Annotated in this window: 18 protein-coding genes and 1 tRNA gene; 13 read left to right on the top strand and 6 right to left on the bottom strand. The window is 48.6% G+C overall.

All coding sequences use genetic code 11. The features are described 5' to 3' along the window. Window positions 1-29: 29 nt before the first annotated feature. Window positions 30-4706, bottom strand: a complete 4677-nt coding sequence (locus ACYVF1_RS27125; RefSeq protein WP_461084890.1) for a translocation/assembly module TamB domain-containing protein — start codon at window positions 4704-4706, stop codon at window positions 30-32. 208 nt (window positions 4707-4914) lie between these two features. Here ACYVF1_RS27125 and tsaD point away from each other — a divergent pair, with 208 nt between their 5' ends. The 4 genes from tsaD (at window position 4915) to ACYVF1_RS27105 (ending at window position 8325) form a co-directional block, all read left to right on the top strand. Then, window positions 4915-5913 (top strand): tRNA (adenosine(37)-N6)-threonylcarbamoyltransferase complex transferase subunit TsaD, encoded by a 999-nt coding sequence (gene tsaD / locus ACYVF1_RS27120; RefSeq protein WP_461084888.1) that lies wholly within the window; start codon window positions 4915-4917, stop codon window positions 5911-5913. Window positions 5914-6010: 97 nt separating this feature from the next. After that, window positions 6011-6886: an MOSC domain-containing protein gene (locus tag ACYVF1_RS27115; RefSeq protein WP_461084886.1), complete on the top strand. Its 876-nt coding sequence runs from the start codon at window positions 6011-6013 to the stop codon at window positions 6884-6886. A gap of 123 nt (window positions 6887-7009) precedes the next feature. Further along, a complete protein-coding gene (locus tag ACYVF1_RS27110; RefSeq protein ID WP_461084884.1) occupies window positions 7010-7852 on the top strand; it encodes a UbiA prenyltransferase family protein in 843 nt (280 codons plus the stop codon). 80 nt (window positions 7853-7932) lie between these two features. Beyond that, complete coding sequence (locus tag ACYVF1_RS27105; protein WP_461084882.1) at window positions 7933-8325, top strand: VOC family protein; 393 nt, start codon at window positions 7933-7935, stop codon at window positions 8323-8325. Window positions 8326-8391: 66 nt separating this feature from the next. On the opposite strand, the gene ACYVF1_RS27100 is transcribed toward ACYVF1_RS27105, so the two are convergent. Continuing rightward, entirely contained in the window at window positions 8392-9372 is a 981-nt protein-coding gene (locus ACYVF1_RS27100) for an alpha/beta fold hydrolase (protein ID WP_461084881.1), read from the bottom strand. A gap of 303 nt (window positions 9373-9675) precedes the next feature. Here ACYVF1_RS27100 and ACYVF1_RS27095 point away from each other — a divergent pair. From ACYVF1_RS27095 to ACYVF1_RS27085, 3 genes are all read left to right on the top strand, one after another. After that, window positions 9676-9749 (top strand) — tRNA-Asp (locus ACYVF1_RS27095). Window positions 9750-10443: 694 nt separating this feature from the next. Then, window positions 10444-11616, top strand: coding sequence for a tyrosine-type recombinase/integrase (locus ACYVF1_RS27090; RefSeq protein ID WP_461084879.1), 1173 nt, complete (start codon window positions 10444-10446; stop codon window positions 11614-11616). A gap of 580 nt (window positions 11617-12196) precedes the next feature. Continuing rightward, entirely contained in the window at window positions 12197-12511 is a 315-nt protein-coding gene (locus ACYVF1_RS27085) for a hypothetical protein (protein ID WP_461084877.1), read from the top strand. Window positions 12512-12614: 103 nt separating this feature from the next. Here ACYVF1_RS27085 and ACYVF1_RS27080 read toward each other — a convergent pair whose 3' ends face one another. Next, complete coding sequence (locus ACYVF1_RS27080) at window positions 12615-12899, bottom strand: hypothetical protein (protein ID WP_461084875.1); 285 nt, start codon at window positions 12897-12899, stop codon at window positions 12615-12617. Window positions 12900-12956: 57 nt separating this feature from the next. Beyond that, window positions 12957-13451, bottom strand: coding sequence for a hypothetical protein (locus ACYVF1_RS27075; protein WP_461084873.1), 495 nt, complete (start codon window positions 13449-13451; stop codon window positions 12957-12959). A 54-nt stretch (window positions 13452-13505) separates the two neighbouring features. On the opposite strand from ACYVF1_RS27075, the gene ACYVF1_RS27070 reads away from it, so the two are divergent. The 3 genes from ACYVF1_RS27070 (at window position 13506) to ACYVF1_RS27060 (ending at window position 15414) form a co-directional block, all read left to right on the top strand. After that, window positions 13506-13880, top strand: coding sequence for a hypothetical protein (locus ACYVF1_RS27070; RefSeq protein WP_461084871.1), 375 nt, complete (start codon window positions 13506-13508; stop codon window positions 13878-13880). Between the two features lie 239 nt (window positions 13881-14119). Further along, window positions 14120-14578 carry a hypothetical protein gene (locus ACYVF1_RS27065; protein WP_461084869.1) on the top strand — a complete coding sequence of 153 codons (459 nt, stop codon included), beginning with the start codon at window positions 14120-14122 and terminating at the stop codon, window positions 14576-14578. 329 nt (window positions 14579-14907) lie between these two features. Beyond that, window positions 14908-15414 carry a DUF4274 domain-containing protein gene (locus tag ACYVF1_RS27060; protein ID WP_461084867.1) on the top strand — a complete coding sequence of 169 codons (507 nt, stop codon included), beginning with the start codon at window positions 14908-14910 and terminating at the stop codon, window positions 15412-15414. Window positions 15415-15730: 316 nt separating this feature from the next. Here the strand turns inward: ACYVF1_RS27060 and ACYVF1_RS27055 are convergent, their stop codons facing one another. Together ACYVF1_RS27055 and ACYVF1_RS27050 are read right to left on the bottom strand one after the other, a co-directional pair. Continuing rightward, window positions 15731-16090, bottom strand: a complete 360-nt coding sequence (locus ACYVF1_RS27055) for a DUF5615 family PIN-like protein (RefSeq protein ID WP_461084865.1) — start codon at window positions 16088-16090, stop codon at window positions 15731-15733. A gap of 3 nt (window positions 16091-16093) precedes the next feature. Continuing rightward, complete coding sequence (locus ACYVF1_RS27050; RefSeq protein ID WP_461084863.1) at window positions 16094-16333, bottom strand: DUF433 domain-containing protein; 240 nt, start codon at window positions 16331-16333, stop codon at window positions 16094-16096. A 314-nt stretch (window positions 16334-16647) separates the two neighbouring features. Here ACYVF1_RS27050 and ACYVF1_RS27045 point away from each other — a divergent pair, with 314 nt between their 5' ends. From ACYVF1_RS27045 to ACYVF1_RS27035, 3 genes are all read left to right on the top strand, one after another. Next, window positions 16648-17091, top strand: coding sequence for a hypothetical protein (locus tag ACYVF1_RS27045; RefSeq protein WP_461084861.1), 444 nt, complete (start codon window positions 16648-16650; stop codon window positions 17089-17091). A 344-nt stretch (window positions 17092-17435) separates the two neighbouring features. Further along, window positions 17436-17732, top strand: coding sequence for a hypothetical protein (locus tag ACYVF1_RS27040; protein ID WP_461084859.1), 297 nt, complete (start codon window positions 17436-17438; stop codon window positions 17730-17732). A 385-nt stretch (window positions 17733-18117) separates the two neighbouring features. Next, on the top strand, window positions 18118-18981 hold the full coding sequence (locus ACYVF1_RS27035) for an Rpn family recombination-promoting nuclease/putative transposase (RefSeq protein ID WP_461085421.1): 864 nt from the start codon (window positions 18118-18120) through the stop codon (window positions 18979-18981). The last annotated feature ends 730 nt before the right edge of the window (window positions 18982-19711 follow it).

The raw sequence follows: 19711 nt of genomic DNA, 5'->3' as shown, positions 1-19711 counted from the left end.
AGCGAATAAATGGGTCGAAGCACAATAGACTACAACGCGCTACGTCCGGGTGCTACGTTGCCGGATACGGGAACCACTACAGACGCAGGTTCTTCGTTGGTTTTAGTAGGCACCAGTCCGGGTGTGCTACGTTTACCGCCAAATAGCCGGTTAAATGAACGGGTATATAGGAGACTTAATCCGCCCCCAGTGGTGATGGTACTGTTCAGACTAGCCTGATTCAGAATACTTTGCTGATTACGATTATAAGCCTTCACCCGAAAACGGCCATCGGGGGTTACAAAATACTCCAGCGTCCACTCGCCGAGCAAACTAGCCGCATTGTACTGACTTTGTCCATAGGTGAATCCCCCATCTCGGCTGATACGCAGCCGGTCATTCAGCAGCCGATAGGAGAAGCGCAGTTGCAGGTTGTTGAGCAGGTTCTCGTTCTGGTTGCTGTTTGTAAAACCACCAATCGATACACCAACGTCCAGGTTCTCGTCCAGATTCGACGCCATCCGGCTAATCTGGTTAGACAGCAGTTCACTCACGCTGTTGAATACCCCTGTATTTACCTGCCCTTGTTCGAACAAGCCAGCGCCTTCAGGCAATAATTGATTGAATAACAGAATACTACTAACCTGTCGCGTCAGTTCCTGATCGTTGCTTTGTAAACGCGATTCAAAGGCCGTGACCGCCTGACGGAACGTAGCAGAGGCTGGATATTCCTTCACATCCAGATCATAACTAACCGCCGGAGAACCCAACTCGCCGTTCAATTTTATCAGTAAATCAACCGGGTAACGGCGGGTTTGGTCGGCTCCGGGTGTCGATGAACCGGTCTGCGGCAGCAACGGAGCCAGTGACGTGTATTGCGTATAAGCCGCCGAAACGTCCAGCAACGCACTGTATGGATCGCCCGTCCACGTAATGCGGCTATTTGGCTGAATCTGAAAGCGTTTGTTCAGGATATTCTGGAACGTAAACGTGTATTCACCGCGCTGGATCGCATAATTACCCGTCATGGTGAAATCCCCTTTGGTATCTACCTTCATCGACAGACGCCCCTCCCCGTAAGCGCTGATAATGTCGCCGGTCTGCCGGTCGAGCTGGATTTCGCAATACGCGTCAGGCGTAATATCGAAGTTAAAATCCATCTGAATTCGGGAGAGATCCAGTACAGGCTGGTCGGTCTGTTTGGTCGTCTGACTGTTCGGTTTGGTTGTAGCGAGCCGATCAACGAAACGAATCTGATCATCGGTGGCCACCGACGTAGCGCCATCGAGTGGGATGTAAATACGGGTTCCTTTATTACTCGCTACGTTGGCCCGGATGGTCAGGTCGTCGGTTGGTCCGTAGAGTTCCGCTTTGCCCGTCACAACAGCCTGTCCATAGAACGCATCGTTGTCCTTGGCCTGCGTATTCATGATTTTGAAGTTCTTGAAATCCGCGTCGAAGCCAAGCGTAAAGAACCGGAATCGATCGTGATAGACCCCACCACGCAGTAGAGCCGTATTGCCGTCCGGATCACGAAGCGTCAGTTGCCGTGCGATAATGTCATTTTCCCCAAAATAAATTTTATCCTCGAAGAAAAAATCGGCTTTGAGATAATCGAATCTGCCGCGGCCGTTTTTAATCGCAACTTCACCTTTTAGAACCGGCATGGCTGGCGTACCGGAAACCGTTATGACGCCCAAAGCGGTTCCACCAAGATTTGAAAGCAGATCAACCGTGAAGGGTTCCAGCAGCTTCAGATCAGCATTGTTGACCGTTGCTTTCAACGCCAACGGATTAGTTTTAAGTTGAGGAGTATAGGTTCCCTTTATCGTTACTACGTCGTTTCCACTGCGGCTTACATGGGCATCGACATTCAATCGTTGGGCCTGCTGATCCCAGGTGCCATCTCCCCGTACATCGCCCAGTAATGCATTTTGATAGGACAATGCACTGACAGACAAGACACTTTCCAGAATTGGCAACGTATATATGTTACGTACGGCGAGGGTACCGTTGAGTGTTCCACCCAACGTAGTATTCAGGACTGAATTGAGCGAGGAGAGCAGAAAATTCCGGGCTTCAACATTCAAATGTTCTACAGAATCAGCCGAGATTTTGCCCGAAGCCTGCACTAGCTGATTCTGGTTCACCAGCGACAGGTTCCGCACTGTATATTCGTCGCCTACTTTCCGAATCAATCCCTGCGAGTTCAGAATCCAGTCGCTGTTGAGCACTCGTAGTTTCGACTGGCGGAACGTCAGGTCGATGGCGTCGCCTTTGAAACGCAGTTCACCGTTCAGGTCGGCCCGGTTTATATTTCGGCCACTACTGTCGACCTGTTCAATACCACTGGTAAAGTCGATGTGGTCAACATCCCAGGACGCTTCCGCCTGTAGATTTCGAGTTGGCACCATCGAGCTGAACGCCTGCCATTTCGATGAAACGACCGCCGAAGCCAACACTTCTTTGTTAAATACGAATTTAGAAGTTGTTAAATCCAGATCGCTGGGGCCGAACGTAACGGTACCAAACCGAAGCGAGTCGGTTTTGACAGTAGCGGTCAAAAACGACGTATTATCAACCATAAACCGGCCTTCCATCCGAGTTAATGGCGCTACGTACACGGCCGAATTAAAAAACGAAAGTAAAGGCGTAGTATTTTTAGTTATTAACTGATAGTCAACGCCATATCTCCGAACTGCCCCCCCGCCCTGCTGACGTGCCTGTCGCACAAACTGGCGTTGTTTCTGGGCATAATAGGCATCCATTCCGGCAGCATCGCCTTTAAAATAAAGTTCGTACTCACGAGCCAGCCGGGTCAGATCATCGATGGTACGTTGTGGCTGAAAGTCTCCCTGGAAACGGGTCGTTAGAAAATCAGAATCCAGATCGAAATACCGCTGACTTCCCGCCGAATCACGTACCGAATTTCGTTCGATCGACGACACCAGCGTCAGTTTATTCACAGCAAGCTCCCGTCGGTTACGGGTCAGATTTGTATTGGTGAACGTAGCGCTGCCTACTACGTCGTCAAGTTTACTGCCTTCGAGCTGTACGTCTAAATCGGTTTTAACGACAAGGGAATCAGACAAATACCCCATCGCCCGCATATCGGCGTGTTGCACCGTACCCCGCAAATCGTAGTGCTTTCGAGTGCCACTTAGATTAAATTCACCGTCGAGGCTAAACGCGATATTGGGGTCGTCTATATTCAGCGAACCCACAAATAGTGCCTTCTGCAAATTGCCGTTAGCCGATACGTTGCGATATTCGTACCCCTGCCAGCCGAACCGCCCGAATTTGCCGTTGAGGTCGATAGTAGCTTTTTCAAGGTTGGTGCCGTGCCCCACTACGTTCCCCTGTCCATCGAGTTTACCGAATTGCTCGGGCTGGTTAATAAGTTGGCCTAATTCCAGGTTTTCAGCCCGCAGATTAGCTTTATAGGTTGTCTGATCGGGATTATCGGCCAGTTTGAGGGCCAGATCGCCCGTTACGTTTCCAATGGCCGTTCGGAAGTTTCCTTTCGTTTTAAAATCATCGAACGCGCCCACAAACGTAGCATCGAACGTAGCAGTCCCCAGTTTTTGAATGGTATGGTTGAATGAAGAATCGGGATAATATTGGCGGATATCGGCCATGTTGACCGTCGAAGGCGTAAACGCAAAATCGACCGTTGTGTGGTCAATATCAGGCAGTCCTTTCCAGGCAACGGACCCCGCCAGCTGGCTACGTCCTTTTGGGCCGAAACGCAGGTCCATGTTACGTAGCCGGAAATCTTCTACCGTACCCGTAAAATGCCCGGTCAGTAACCAGGTTTCATTCAATCCACGCAAATAATCAGAGAAATAGCCTAAATCTTTCGACTGAATTTCACTGTCTCGGAAGCGAGCCTGCATCAGCACTCGCTTGTTGAAATCCCCAAAAGCCGACGGTTTATCGTATAAAAACGTCAGTTCGTTACGTATGATCGAATTGCCGATATGGGCATACAATCGACCCAGTTCGAGTTTGGTATTGCAGTATAAAAACTGCGTATCGAGCCGCTTGATTTTCAATCGAGAGCCTTTGTCTATTCCTGATAATCCATCAGCATGAAAGGCAATCGTATCGCCCAGCACCAGAAAATCCGTGACTTCGGCGTTGAGGTTTGTGAACGTAAAGTGGTTATAGTCAAAGCTATTCTTATCGTTCATAAACGGCTCACGCGGGTCTTCGAGCATATATTTCCCGTCGACCAAATGAATATGCGCTACCGTGAACGGTACGTTCTGATTGGGTACACTGGGCTTGGTCGGGTCAGAAGTCAACTCTTCAATTCGCGCAATAAAATCATCGAGATTAGTGTCGCCGTTGCTCGGATTTTTTATCATTCGAACATCAGGACGGTACAACACCACTTCATCGAGATGAATATTGTGCGCCGACGAATCAATTAAATTCTGGAGATTGTAGTTGGCATCGAGTCGCCCAACCACGATAAATGGGCGCCCCTGCAGGTCTTTAATGGTTAAATTTTTCAGCGTCAGCGAATCAAACCACTTGATCGAAACCGATTCAATATCGACCGGGAAGCATAATTTTTCGGAGAGCCAGGTAGCGCCTTCCTGCGCCAGTTTGGTCTGTACGGCTGGTATTTGCAGCCCCATCAGCACACCCAGCGACAGGCCCAATACCGTCAGTACGACGTAGAGCAGCGTTTTAAGGAATATGGCGAAAAACGAACGCATCCAGCACGGAAATGCCTAATATACAACGAATAACCTAGAAAACTTTCACTTGGACTACTAACTGAGGGAACGGTTTAGTCGCAACTTCCATTGTTTACGTGTAGAAAAATCATTTTTGCGACCTTTTCCTCAACAAACAACGTAGCGGTTTATACCACGGCCGTCCCATCTTGCATCAACCGACTCCGTAATCCATTAGTTTTGTACGGTGAATATTTTAGCCATCGAATCTTCCTGCGACGAAACGTCGGCGGCTGTTTTAGCCGACGGCCATATTCGGTCGAACATAATTGCCACCCAGTTAATTCACGAAAAATACGGGGGCGTCGTTCCTGAACTTGCCTCACGGGCGCATCAGCAGCATATTTTGCCAGTAGTCGAGCGGGCTTTACTGGACGCAAAAGTATCGAAAAACGAGTTAAATGCCGTTGCTTTTACCCGTGGACCGGGTTTATTGGGTTCGTTACTGGTTGGAGCTTCGTTCGCCAAGGCGCTGGCACTGGGGCTCAATGTGCCGCTTATTGAAGTCAATCACATGCAGGCGCACGTACTGGCGCATTTTCTGGAAAGCCCGGCGCCAACGTTTCCGTTTCTGTGTCTGACAGTCAGTGGGGGCCACACACAACTGGTACGTATCGACGGGCCGTTGGCCATGACGGTGATTGGCCAAACGCAGGATGATGCTGTGGGTGAGGCATTTGACAAATCAGCCAAACTGCTTGGGCTCCCCTATCCTGGCGGTCCGCTGATTGACAAATACGCCAAAACCGGCAATCCGCTGGCGTTCAAATTTCCGATGGGCGAGATGCCTAATCTGGATTTTTCGTTTAGCGGCATCAAAACGGCCATCATGTATTTCCTGCGCGACAACGTGAAAACGAATCCCGATTTTATTCAGGAACGCCTTCCCGATATCTGCGCCAGTATTCAGCACACCTTAGTGCAAATGCTGCTGACCAAGTTAAAACGAGCGGCCCGCGAAACCGGCATTCGCGATATTGCCATTGCCGGGGGTGTTTCGGCCAACAGCGGACTACGTAGCGCGCTTATCCAACTCGGCAACGAACAGGGATGGAACGTATTTATTCCAAAATTTGAATATTGTACGGATAATGCGGCTATGATCGCGATGGCTGCCCAGTTTAAATATGAGCAGGGCGATTTCACCGATCAAACCGTTAGTCCACTGCCGAGAATGAGTTTTTGAGTAGGCCCCGACAGGCTCCGGCTGTCGGATTTAACTACCAGGTTAGTCGCTGACGCGACTCTGACAGCCGGAGCCTGTCGGGGCCTATTACAGAACCATGACCATCTCTGAATTACACATCTATCCGATAAAATCGCTTGGAGGTCTTTCGGTTACCAACGTAGTGGTTGAAGCCAAAGGATTTCGGCATGACCGACGCTTCATGATCGTCTCGCCCGAGGGGGAGTGCATGACCCAGCGAACGAACCACGTAATGGCCCTCATCGACGTAGCAATCGAGGATGAGATGCTACGTGTCTGGCACCGCCATCATCCCGACAACGTACTGACCCTGCCTTTGGAACCACCTGTTGATACGTTGACCGACAATCCAGAAATGCTACCAGTCACTATCTGGGACAGTAAGGATGTACCTGCCTTGACGGTTAGTGCTGAAGCGGATGAATGGTTCTCGGCAATGCTCGGCAAACCTTGCCGATTGGTTTTTATGCCCGACACTACGTATCGCGCCGTTGACCCCAAATATGCTCTTGCCGACGATGCCGTTAGTTTTGCCGACGGCTATCCTTATTTGCTTATAAGTCAGTCCTCGCTCGATTACTTAAATCAAAAGCTCTCTGAACCGATGGCCATGAAACGTTTTCGACCCAATATAGTTGTGAACGATAGTCTGCCTTACGAGGAAGACGCGTGGCAGCATTTCCGGGTGGGCGGGATGGATTTCTACGGCGTAAAACCCTGTGCGCGTTGCTTACTAACGACTATAGATCCAGAAACAGCTAAATCGGGTAAGGAGCCGTTACAAACTCTGAAAACGTATCGCCAATGGAACGCCAAGATTTTGTTTGGTCAGAATGTATTGGCCCAGTCAACTGGAGAGTCCACACTTGGTACGTTACAGGTCGGTCAGTCCATCGAGGTGGTTAGCCGACAGGAGCCCTGGCTAGCCCCGCCGGTTATGAATCAGTTATAGAGTTATAAGGTTCTAAAATTATAACGTTGGCTAACGCCGGAACGGTGAGAATGCAACAACCAACTTAATAACCTCACAACCCTATAACTTTACGGCCTTATAACTCTACAACTCAACCACCCCTTGCTACGTTATCTGCGTCCCCTTTATTACTTAAGTTTCCCCGTCGTCATCGGAGCGGTGCTGTCGAATCGGATGGCCACGCGTTTGTCTGACGTAACACCCGTGCATTGGGCTACACCGCTTGTTCTGGCTCTGGCAGTGTTTATCATTTATACCATCGACAGGCTACTCGACGTCCGACGTTATGAAGACAAGAAGACTAAGTTACCTTTAACGGAGCGTCATCGCTTTCATTATCAATACGCACCTCTGCTCTGGAAAGTGGTCATCGGCGCGACGGTGCTGGCCATTATTCTGACGTTTTTTCTACCTGCCAGCGTCGTCAAGTTCGGTATTGTGCTGGGTGGTGTTTGTGCCGCTTATGTAGGTGCGGTTTTTAGGCTTCCCGAGCGCCACCCGGCTTTGCTTTTGAAAGAACCATTAGTTGCGCTTTTGTATGCCACTGGCGTCTGGGGAAGTGTGTGGGTTCAACGCCCGATAGTACGTGGTGTCGAGGTAGCCGAATGGTTGATGTTCGTGGGCATTGCTTTCCAGAATTTGCTTTTATTTGCGGTAATGGAAAAGCGCGAAAGTCCTAAACAGCCGTTTTTTTCATTAGCAACAGCAATAGGCCTCGAGCGCTGCGACACCATTCTTCGCTGGCTGACGTTTCTGGTAGTGGCTACCGGGCTCACGCTTTGTTTCGTGACAGATGATCGTTTTGCCCAACGCTCGGCGCTGATGCTCGCGATCATGAGTATTACATTGTATGCGATTCAACGTTACCCGAACTATTTTATCAAAAACGAGCGATACCGCTGGCTGGGCGACGGCGTCTTCTGGATGCCTGCACTGGTGCTCTAATGATGTATACTATATCCCCGCTACGTTAAATACTTCATTATCTGCCCCATACATCCTATCTCATATACCATACTTCAACTATGCACATTGAACACATCGCCGTCTGGGCTCGGGATTTAGAACGTATGCGCGTGTTTTACGAAACCTATTTCGGTGCTACGTCCAACGATAAATACGTTAATACCTCCAAAGGCTTTTCGTCTTATTTCCTCCGTTTTCCGCAGGGTGGCTCTCGGCTGGAACTTATGCAGATGCCTGGAATTTCTGACCAGATTAATCAGGGATTTACGCAGTATATGGGGCTGACCCATCTCGCAATATCGGTCGATAGCGAGGAAGAAGTTGATACGTTGACAAATCGATTACGTAGCGACGGCTACGTAGTAATCGGCGAGCCCCGACGAACGGGCGATGGCTACTACGAAAGTGTCGTTCTAGACCCGGAACAAAATCGAATTGAGATAACGGTGTAATTGGGAGGTAAGACAGTCGTAGGGTTATAGAGTTCACATGCCGTAAAACTTTACAACGCTATAACACTACAACTTTATAGCTTCTCTAGGCTCAGGTTTAACCTGTTTGACTGCCATTGCTTTCGTTTCGACGGTTTCTTTTACGTCGCGTCTGGTAAGAATGTCGAGGATAATCTGCGTCATGTATTCGCGCTTATTGAATACAATGTCATGCCGATTTTCGGGCAACAAAAACTGTTTCACTTGGGCATTAATCAGATGGTGTTGTGCGAACGTAACGTTGGTTGGGTACACCAATTCGTCGCGTTGACCGTGGAGCATAGTAATATTCGCCCGAATTCTGGGCCAATCGGGCAGCATCGCTTCGAGCGCCTGCCGATGGGCTAGTTTTTCGTCATTAGCCAGACGTAGCAGCGGAGGCACGCCCCATCGGATGAGCGGACTGTTGGCGAAATAACTAATGGGATACGTCCGTTCCAGCCCCGGCCCCAGCGCCGACGACACAAACACGACGTGGTTAATTCGTTCGGGATTGGTCATGGCCAGTCGCGCCGTAACCGATCCACCATATGAGGAGCCCACCACCATCAGAAAAGGCGCTTTTCGATAACGCTCGATCAGTGGCTGAAGCAGTTCCGCTTGTTTGATGATTGAGGTTTCAACAAAGCCAAAATCCGAGTATCCATACCCTGGTCGATCGACGGCCACCAGTTGCGCCCGATTGAGCAAGGTTGTATCCTTAAAAAATTCATTGAAGAATGACAGCGAACTGGGTGCTCCATGAATAAACAGTACCACCGGCAACGTAGTATCGCCTGCTGGTCGGGGTGTTTCCATAAACCGAATGGTTCGCGGCTTCACTTCACTACGTTGCGACCTAGCCTGATAATAGTGAATCACCGGCTTGATACGTAGCGCTCTGAATTCCTCTACGAGTTCTTCATCGGTTTGCCGCCCATCAACAAACCAGGCAATTACTACCGTTCCGGCAGCCAGGAATAAAATCGCAAGAAATATCCAGCGGATCGTTCGTAAAACCCGTTTCATTGAGTAATGCCTGGTGGTGTCAACAATAGGATAACTGCAAAATGTTGTCCAAAGGTTTACAGATCTTTATTTTTTTACCAACCGTTTGTTATATACCTCAACTTTATGACCACCTATATTAATCAGCTGACGCTAATTAGAAAATATTTTCTCCTGGAACCAACTGATTTCCAGTGAACACAGCGTTGTCAGAATAAATTTTTACATAAACTTTTCCAAGATAGCCTTGCGTGGAATAGCGTAAACTCCTACTTTTGTGCCACGATTTAGAGAAACGGCGACGGTAAATCTAAATCAGTAATTGGTTCGGTAGTTCAGTTGGTTAGAATACCTGCCTGTCACGCAGGGGGTCGCGGGTTCGAGCCCCGTCCGGACCGCTCAGAAAATCAAGCACTTAGCAGAAATGTTAAGTGCTTTTTTCATTTTAGGTACAACATTGGGTACAACAAAAGTTTTGTAGGTCGTTGAACTTATTTCCTTGACGTAAATTATCGAACCGCAATTTCTCAACGACCTTTACAGGAAGCTTTGGTATGCAACCGACCGAAACCCTTCGGATCGACCGGTTTACTCGCGATAAACTTGAACAGCCTCATATCCCCCAAAATGAAATAAAGGCTTTGCCCGTTCGGAATGAATAATGTTTTTCGCTGTACCAAGTTGTTTAAACAATCCTTTTTTGGCCACAGGGATGGCCATACCGGGGGTATTTAAAAAACGGGCCAGTACCGGGGAGGTGTTCAAGCGGTAGCCCCCACCGTTGCTCGTCTGACCACAAAAAGGAATGAAGTACTTCGATTCCAATCAGAACGATATAGCGAAAAATAAAGCAAGCTAAATACCTATTCGTGGGTTCGGCTTGCCAATCTTAACTCATTTCCCGATAGAATTAGGGACAAATAAGTCTCTGAAGCTAATTCGACAAGCTTTTTTGAACTAACGATGACTTACTCCTACTAAAATGGCCCAAAGAGATTTAATTACCATTTCGGCTAAAGGGCCACATATATTAATTCTGAGACCATCTCAAGGGCTGTTCGTCTAATTGCTTTATTGACGTACTGCCCCAGCATGATTACTATTCGTATTGATGAGCGCGACCCCAGCCTGCTTGCTATAAGCTTTCCCACTGACCCCATCGGTAATGAACTCATTCGTGAGGTCAAAGGACGACGTTGGAGTTATTCACGACGTTGCTGGCTGGTGCCCAATACCCGCCAGTCACTTAGTAAGATTGGCCAACTGTTCGGCAAAGAGTACTGTCGTTTCGATGAAGCGCTGGTCCAGCTTTACAAGCCCACCGCTACCACGACTCACATTCAGCAAGCCACCAACCCACCCTGGCCACCCCTGGGCAAGGCAAGCACTCACCAGCTGTTCCGCAATAGACCCTCACGGAGTGAGTTCGACCAGCACCCAGTTATTAACACTGTTTCGCAGGTACTTCGACGGCAGCACTACAGCTACAAAACATTGACTAACTATAAGCAAGCACTAATCACCCTACTTAAGTACATGGGTGACAAAGCACTGGATGAGTTAACCAAAACAGACTACCAGCACTATCTGCTGTTTCTGGTGGAGAAGAAACGGTATAGCGCGGCTACCCTCAACGTTCATATTAATGCCTGGAAGTTTTATCAGGAGAAAGTGCTACAACGCGAGAAAACCTACTATGAGGTAGCTTATCCTCGCCAGGCCACTCAATTACCCACCGTCTACAGTATCGACGAAGTGAAGGCCATTTTTAAAGCAACGACCTCATTGAAGTACCGGACCCTGTTCAAACTGGTGTATGCCACTGGCCTGCGGGTGGGCGAAGTCGTCGCACTTCGGCTAGTGGATCTGGACCCGGTCCGTCGGCTGATTACGGTACGGGCGGGTAAAGGCAAAAAAGATCGGGTGGTGATGTTTTCGGCCAAATTGCAAGCCGAAGTGGATGAATACCTGAACCGACATCGTCCCAAAAGGTATGTCTTTGAAGAGGCTGAGTTACATGAACCCCTGGCGAAACGGGGGATTCAACAGGTTTATAGCCAGGCGGTGGTGCAGGCCAACATCCAAAAACGGGGTGGTATTCACACCTTACACCATAGCTTTGCCACCCATCTGCAGGAGTCAGGTATGGACATTCGCTATATTCAGCACTTGTTGGGCCATGAGAGTATTTTAACCACCATGCGCTACACCCATGTAAGCGCCCATCAGATCGGTAATCTTAAAAGCCCACTGGACGACCTGTGAGTTCATGCCGACGCAACATGGTGCGCAACTGGGCTAAACTAAAGAATCGACTTTTAAGCACATAGCCTTGGGTATATCGTTTCATACTACGCCGTATTGGCCGAAGTTCACCCCGTTTAGTAATGCGGTAGAGTTGATTGTCATTGCCAAAGAAATAGTTGGGGAAACCTTCAACGTCCCAGATTCGCTGCACAGGAGCTTGCTCCATCCTTTGTTATCGCGCTTTTAAAGCTATTTTTTGATAAATTGGACAGAAAATTATTGATTTGTCACCATCCATAACGACTGAATGAGTGACAAAAAAAATACGGAACTATAACTATCTGATATTGATGCTTTCATGAAGAGCTAGTTCCGCAATATCGCACACAATACTATGTTGGGTGATGCGAATAGCCAATAACGTAGCGGTGGGCTCGCGTGCGACAGGCGGCACGGTCCGCGACAGAGCGGTTTTGGCTCGTTAGGCAGCTCCCGTTGACACGAGAAACGCCACGGTTTTGGTAGCTAAAAAAGCGCTTGGTACGTAGTGGGCGACACAGGAAACGCTCCCAAAATTAGACTAAAAGTATTCGGCTCAATGAATCATCAAGAGATGGTCCTAAATATTGGCGATGACAGCCCAATCCCAGTTTGGGATAAACTAATCGGTATTTACGAGCAATTGGAAGGCTGGCTAGGCTTTGGAGAAGGCGGTGCTTTTGGAGAAAAAGGTATCCCTTATTGGTTCAGTTACAATACCGATGAGAAGTATGTTGATGCTTCCGTGGAGCCACCCGGGTTACAAGTCGCTGGTCTAATGGACGATGATGAGTGGGCGGTTTGGGCGGCTGCGTTCAAACGCATTGCCAGCGAAACTTTGGGCTATGACGTAGTGGACATTTATGATAGTTAGGACTGGCTTTATCGCTCCCTGTGGTTCACCTGTCTTGCGACAGGGAGCACGTCCCGGCGGAAAGCTGGGTCAGCCCAACCAAATGAGGGTGTAAAGGTCCGAACTACGTTTGTTTGTGCAACTTGTGGAGCACTCCATCAACCCTCATGGTCGTTGGGTGGAGGGTCAAAGCAATAACGTAGTGGTCGGCTCGTGTGCGACAGGGGTCACGGCTCGACAGGGCCAGCTTTTTTGGCTCGTTGGGCGGCTCCGGTCGACAGACCAACCGCCCCGACAGTTCGGCCTTGGACAAGTTAGGCGGGTTGGGGGCGACACCGGAAACGCCCCAGAGAGTCAGGCTCGACAGAAGCGGATTTTCGTTACGTTTCGTTAGCTTCGCGCTGGTCAATAAAAGCGGATTGTGCGTTGTGTGCGCTCCGCGTGGGGTCGCTCTCGGCGACAGGACTCACGTCCCGTCGTATAGTCGGCAGCCCAACCAAACAGGGGTGTAAAGGTTGACGCTCCGTTTGTTGTCTGGAGTGGTCTCATTATCCATCAACCCCTGTGGGTGTTGGGTGTACACAACAGGTAGAAAAACAACGTAGCGATCAGGTCTCGTGTGACAAGCCGCACGGCTCGTCAGGAAAGCTTTTCGGTTCGTTGGGCGGGTTGGGGTCGACACCAGAAACGCCGGAGTTGGGTCGGTTTTTTGGTTGCGTGTGACAATGGAAACGCTCAAGCAAGGAAGCACGAAGTGAGTTAGATACGTAGCCTTCGACAGGCCAACCGTTGTGAATGAGAAGCTTAAAAACTGGATTTCGACACGTAGCAGCGGCTTGGCGCTCGGGTTTAAATCGGAAAGTGCGTTGTGTGCGCTTCGCGTAGGGCAGCTGCCGTGTGACAGGACGCTCGTCCCGAGGTGAGGTTTGCAGCCCAACCAAATGAGGGTGTAAAGGTCCAAGTAGCTGTTATTCAGTATATTTGTGCGTCCACCATCAACCCTCGCGGGTGTTGGGTGCTACCAAACAGCGAAAACAACGTAGTGGCCGTGTTCTGTGCGACAGTGAGCGCGTCCCGATGGCGGGCTGTTTGGCTCATTGGGCGGCTTCCGGCTGACACGAGAATCGCCGGAATTGGGCAGGCTGAGAAAAGTGCGTTCTCAACGTTGCGTGCGACAGGGCAAGCGCCCCGACAGGAACGTAGCAAAAACAGCGTCGCGCCCGTCAGCAACGTAGTAAACGGCTTCGCGCTGGTCTTTCATCGGTTGTGCGTGCGTTGTTGTCCGCTCCGCGCTGTCACCCTGCCGGGCGACAGGACGCTCGCCGGTTGGGAAGGCTTAGCAGCCCAACCAAACAGGGGTGTAAAGGTTGACGCTATTCATGTTCAGTGACGTAGCGTTCTCATCCATCAGCCCCTGTTGGCGTTGGGTGCCGCCAAACAGCCATAACGTATCGGTCGGGCTTCGGTCGACAGACTACACGACTCGACAGGCAAGTTGTTTGGCTTGTTAGGCAGCTCGCGTGTGACACGAGAAATGCCTCGCCTTGGCAAGTCCAGGCTTGTAATGCAGCCTCTTGGCGACAGGGGGCACGGCTCAATAGGCAACCTTTGGTTAAGAATCGGTATAAAATGGATTGGCAGACGATAAAAGACAAAGTTTATCAATGTGACGGTTCATTGCGCGACCTGTATGTTTTAAACACAACGCAAGAGGATTGGCAAAAATGGTTTCGCTTAATCAATGAAAGCTATTCCGTTGAATTCTACGATGGACAGACGGAAAGAGTAGAAACAATCATCGACAGCGACCTAGCAATTGAGTATCTGGACGGTAAGATTGATTCGTTGGTCAGCGCGACAATAAAGCTTGGTGCTGTTATTGTTAAGTGCTATTTCTTCGCTGACCAAGAAATTGAAAATGACATTGATCCCCGAGAAGTAACATCAATTGACGACCATATTAGATTAGTTGATTATATAATTGCCGTATCCAAATGCCTTAACAAACCCGTTATCCAGACAGAGGAGAACTCTCAGGATATGATTCTTATTATAGCTGATAATGACAACGTTTCAGTTAATTGCTAAGGTAAACGAGTCAGCTTCCTGTCGACAGGAAGCACGTCCCGAAGGAGGCTAGACAGCCCAACCAAACGAGGGTGTAAAGGTTAGGGTAACGTAGTGAAATGAGCTATTTCGTCACCATCAGCCCTCGTGGTCGTTGGGTGATGTGAACAGTAGATGATAACGTAGTGGTGGGCTTCGTGCGACACTCAGCGCGTCCCCAAGTCCGGCTGTTTGGCTCGTTTTTGGGCTTCGGTCGACACGAGAAATGCTTAAGTTGAGTAGACTACCCAAGTCAAATTCTGACTCCCAGCGACATAAGAAACATTTATTATATTGAAAGTTTGAGATTTATGCTAGAATTATCAGAGCAGCAGATTCAGTTCATTGAAAACAACATATATGATGTCTTCAACACCCTATCCGAAGAGGAACAGGAAGCTATTGAAAACAGCGATGATGAGGATGAAGAAATACGCAAACTTCAGTACGCAAACTTTGAGAGGTTAAAAACATCTGAGGAATTGCATTATCTGATAAAAAATTGGAACGATGGCTATGAAATTCCTAAGCGGGTACTACATCATGAAATGTGTGATCGCGGTACAGCTTTGATGATTTACTGGCTTGCCACCCCTGATTATTTTACTCAATTTAAATCCGCAGAAGATGTAGAAAACTACAATCGAGACAATTACTATCTTGTCAAGGAAGCTGAAAATCTATTATTGACTGACCATTACTCATTACAAAAAATCAAGTTTAACCCAAAATCAGTAGCATCATGGGAAGCTATTGATGATGAGGGAATACCAAGTCAGTTAAAGACAGCAACGGATGGTGAAGAATTTACTTTCTAAGTTAGCTCTCCGGTGGCAGGGAGCACGTCCCGAGGGAAAGCGGGGCAGCCCAACCAAATGAGGGTGTAAAGGTTGGCAGTTGTTCGAGTTCAGGGACGTAGTGTCCTCATCCATCAGCCCTCACGGTCGTTGGGTGATCCCACTAAGCTGGGAGTGTATTTCGGCGTCCGATCGACACAAGGAACGTAGTGCCAAGGTAGATTTGGGCTTCCATTTCGGGCTTACTTGCGACAGCGCAAACGCCCCGGTCAGGCCGGTTTCGGCTCGTTAGTCGGCTGGCTTGCGACAGCGCAAATGCCCCCTAGGCCAGCTTTCCTTAGTAACTAATCAGTTGCTGCCGACTTACGACCAGCATACCCACATCTTGAGTTAATAACTCTTCTATCACTGACCACCGAGTTTCCAGAAAAGCGGTTAACTCCCGATTGCGGATATTGCCTAGCCGAAGGTACACCACTCGGGGCGGTGCTCCTTTGAGAAAAAACGCATCGGGAAAGTCCGAGTCTTTAGTCACGATAATACGGCCTTCTTCGATGGCTATTTTAGCGATGTCAGTATCTTGCAACAGATGACCTTCGGGAAAGTGGGTCGTATGAATAGCCTCGGCCCCCTTCCACTGTAGGTAGGTTGCCAGCATGGGCGGTAGCTGGGTGTCAACCAGAAACTTGAGCACCATCAGTTAAGAAGCCAATGGCAGGGCCACAATGCTACGGGCATTGGCAATGTGAGCCGCATAGAGTAAAGCAGCCTGAATGTCGGCTTCTTCTAGGTACGGATAATCGGTCAAGATTTCTTGATGAGTCATGCCCGCAGCCAGCAGTTCAAGCAGTTGGGCCACCGTAAAGCGCATATTACGCAAGGTTGGCTTGCCTTGACTAACGGCGGGATTGAGCGTAACGCGAGCCAGCAGATTTTCCATGATGCATGAACGTTTCCACGAAGCTACGACTTTTTGTCTTTTCTTTGTTGTTTAGCATTAAGTGGTGGTCTCTCCGGCGACAGGGAGCACGTCCCGAGGGAAAGCGGGGCAGCCCAACCCAATGAGGGTGTAAAGGTTGAGGCTGCGCTTGTTGTCTGGAGTGGTTTCCTCATCCATCAACCCTCATGGTCGTTGGGTGTACCAAACAGATAGAGCATGTTCGGCGGCTTTCGGTCGACACGAGAATCGCCCCGGTCTGGTTAGTCAAAAAGTGAGTTTGCCGGGTTCTGGCCGACAAATTGAACTCTTGAATTATGATAGAGGAGGAGCAAGAAGTCGACTCGTTGTTGACACAACTAAGTTCTAAGCAGTCACAAATCAGAAACGTAGCTGCACTTCGCTTAGCGGATATAAAAGCAGATAGAGCCGTAAATGAATTATTAAAAGCCATCTTCAAAAAGGAGAATTTCAACTATAACGGTACTTTGGTGTATGCGCTTCAGGCGTTGGATTGTAGTTGCAAATTGAAAGAGATATTTGAGATTCTATTCTATCAAGGCTATGAAGCAAAACTTGGAGCGTATACTATTTTGTCGGAACAGGTTTTTGAATTCGCAAGTGAAGATTTATTGACCGTAGAGCGGATGTGGCATGATTGTGTAGAGCATCCATATAAATGCCCAGATTTTGACAGTAGTGAAGTGAGTAGGATGATAAAAGACGCCGTTGATAGCTACTTAAGCTACCTAAAAGGATAGCTGTCTATTCTACACATGGGCGGCTGTCTGGCGACAGGGAGCACGTCCCGAGGTGAGGTGTGTAGCCCAACCAAACAGGGGTGTAAAGGTGCAAGCACGTTTGTTGTAGTGAGTTGTTCGCCCACCATCAGCCCCTGTTGGCGTTGGGTGGTGCTAAAAAGCAGTGCTCGTTAGTCGGCTTCGGTCGACATGGGGCACGGCTCAGATGTAGGCTTAGGGTTTCCATGTTGGGCTCCTGTGGGACAGAGGAAACGCCCCGATTCGGAGAGTTTGGGCTCGTTCGGCGGGTTTTGGTTGACACAAGAAACGCCCCGTTATTACTTACAACAAAGTTTTATATAACTATGAAGTTTTTCGTCACTAACTATTCTCAAAACAAGTTAGATAAACAAGTAGACAACATTTGTTTACATTACTATCAAGATTGTAATAAATTAAATGCCCCTTATACTAAGGATGATTTATGTCTGCCGAATTCAGGAGTTACTGAAATGGAGATTAATGATGAAAAAAAGTTTGAAATCCTTAAAATGGTTGGTATATGGTTTATCTGTCCAGAATGTGAGTTCAGGTCTTGTGCGGAGGAATACGACAGACAATCTAAATTAGATGGGCTTGAAGGTAAAGAAGAACTGTTTTAATAATATGGTGTTCCACTTCGCGCTGTCACCCTATCGGGCGACAGGATGCTCGCCGGTTGGGAAGGCGGGGCATCCCAACCCAATGAGGGTGTAAAGGTTGGCAGTGGTTTGTGTTCAATAACGTAGCGCCATCATCCATCAACCCTCATGGTCGTTGGGTGAACACAACAGGCTGTAACCTAGTGGTCAGGTCGCGTGCGACAGGCAGCGCGTTCCAACGGTCAACGATTTGGCTCGTTGGTCAGGTTTCGGTTGACACGAGAATCGCCCCGGTTGGGCAAGCTGACAAAAGGTGAGTTGGCAACGTAGCGTGTGACAGGGTATGCACTCCGACAGGGCCGAGTTGACAACAGTAGAAAGTGCGTTGATTGAGTACCTTTGCCGGATGGAAACAGGTATCTACATTCCCATTATTTCGGACTACGGTTTCAAAGCCACTTTCGGTAACGAAGCTGACAATTTATTTCTACGTACCGCTTTACAGGCACTCATCAAATCCGAGACGCCCATTCGAGAAGTTAGGTTCGACAAAAACGTATTTGAGGCTCTTACCATTGACAGTCGAAGTGGCATTTTTGATTTGGCCTGCACCGACGAAAACGGTAGCCAGTTCATTGTGGAAATGCAGTTAGGCCTGGCTCCGCATTTTGTGCAGCGTATGAAGTCTTACGCTCTCCACAAATTCAACACAGTCGTTGAGCGGGGCGAGTTTGATTATGCCAATCTGCCCAAAATCTACGCTATCGCCATTCTGGCGAAGAGCATTTTACCAACAATGCATTTTCATACAGTGGCCAATCTACGGAGCGAATCGGGTGAAATCATTGATACTCAAATGACGTTTATTACCGTAGAATTGGCTAAGTTTAACAAGCCAGTTGCTGAGATAGAGACCGATTTAGACAAACTGGTATATACCATGAAGACGCTACATACAACTGAACCTACTCAGTATCCCGCATTCTGGAATGAGGAATGGCTCAAGCGGGCGATTGATGAGTTAGACACGCGGAAAATGACTCTGGAAGAACGGGCATACTTTGCTCGTGTGACAGCAGCCAACGCTGAAGCGGTGAAGGCTGAAAAACAAAAAATTCAGGAAGCAGAGGAACGTAGAGAAAATCTAGTGAAAAGCGAAACCGTTAAGAACGCACTTCAAATGGGTCTGACTGTCGAACAAGCAGCAAAATTGGCAAATGTGTCGGCAGAGTTTGTAGCTCAGATTCAGGCTCAGTTATCGGTCAATTAATATTCAGGGTCTACTGTGACAGGGAGCACGTCCCGTGGGCAAGCGGGGCAGCCCAACCCAATGAGGGTGTAAAGGTCGGGCATTGTGGTTGTTTAATGACGTAGCGTGCTCATCCATCAACCCTCATGGTCGTTGGGTGAAACGAACAGACCGTAACGTAGTGGTGAGCTTCCGTGCGACAAGGAAGCCGTCTCAGCAAGCCGTTTTGAGAATCGTTAGTCAGTTTCAGTCGACACGAGAAACGCCCCGATTAGGCAGGTCTAGGATTCTAGGTCCAGCCACTCGTCGACAAAATAAACGTTGATATGCATTGGACTTATTCAGATTTTGTAATTGACATCTATGACGACACGAATTACAATTCTGGGTCGGCTGACAATGTAGTAAAGTATGACCATTACTATGCCTCTGATAACCCAGAACGCTTCATCTTGACCCAACATGGAATTAAGATTACTGATATAGAAGGCCAGCTAATTAAGCAAGTCTGCATTGCCGCATTAGGGGGTAAAACCGGTATCCATGAACATTGCTGTGTTGTACTGGATAAAACCCTAACCGTCTGCTGCGCTGACTCAGTTTTTAGTTTGACTTTGCCAGACCTTAGCTTGCGCTGGTGTAAGCTTCCCTGAAATTGTAAGCTTCCCTGAAATTAGGACAGTCATGGATTAGACTCGAAAAGAGCTAATTTTAACTGACACATGAAAAAAAAGAAGTTTACCGAAACACA

The sequence above is a fragment of the Spirosoma flavus genome, assembly GCF_054778555.1.
Note: the sequence above shows the minus strand (reverse complement) of the source record. Positions and strands in the feature narration are given on the sequence as shown.

Excerpts from the sequence above, each read along its gene's own strand:
- ACYVF1_RS27085 (WP_461084877.1), top strand. The coding sequence starts at position 12,197 with ATGAATCATCAAGAGATGGTCCTAAATATTGGCGATGACAGCCCAATC.
- ACYVF1_RS27090 (WP_461084879.1), top strand. The coding sequence starts at position 10,444 with ATGATTACTATTCGTATTGATGAGCGCGACCCCAGCCTGCTTGCTATA.
- ACYVF1_RS27100 (WP_461084881.1), bottom strand. The coding sequence starts at position 9,372 with ATGAAACGGGTTTTACGAACGATCCGCTGGATATTTCTTGCGATTTTA.
- ACYVF1_RS27040 (WP_461084859.1), top strand. The coding sequence starts at position 17,436 with ATGAAGTTTTTCGTCACTAACTATTCTCAAAACAAGTTAGATAAACAA.
- ACYVF1_RS27055 (WP_461084865.1), bottom strand. The coding sequence starts at position 16,090 with ATGGTGCTCAAGTTTCTGGTTGACACCCAGCTACCGCCCATGCTGGCA.
- ACYVF1_RS27035 (WP_461085421.1), top strand. The coding sequence starts at position 18,118 with ATGGAAACAGGTATCTACATTCCCATTATTTCGGACTACGGTTTCAAA.
- ACYVF1_RS27050 (WP_461084863.1), bottom strand. The coding sequence starts at position 16,333 with ATGGAAAATCTGCTGGCTCGCGTTACGCTCAATCCCGCCGTTAGTCAA.
- ACYVF1_RS27060 (WP_461084867.1), top strand. The coding sequence starts at position 14,908 with ATGCTAGAATTATCAGAGCAGCAGATTCAGTTCATTGAAAACAACATA.
- ACYVF1_RS27105 (WP_461084882.1), top strand. The coding sequence starts at position 7,933 with ATGCACATTGAACACATCGCCGTCTGGGCTCGGGATTTAGAACGTATG.
- ACYVF1_RS27045 (WP_461084861.1), top strand. The coding sequence starts at position 16,648 with ATGATAGAGGAGGAGCAAGAAGTCGACTCGTTGTTGACACAACTAAGT.
- ACYVF1_RS27065 (WP_461084869.1), top strand. The coding sequence starts at position 14,120 with ATGGATTGGCAGACGATAAAAGACAAAGTTTATCAATGTGACGGTTCA.
- ACYVF1_RS27125 (WP_461084890.1), bottom strand. The coding sequence starts at position 4,706 with ATGCGTTCGTTTTTCGCCATATTCCTTAAAACGCTGCTCTACGTCGTA.
- ACYVF1_RS27115 (WP_461084886.1), top strand. The coding sequence starts at position 6,011 with ATGACCATCTCTGAATTACACATCTATCCGATAAAATCGCTTGGAGGT.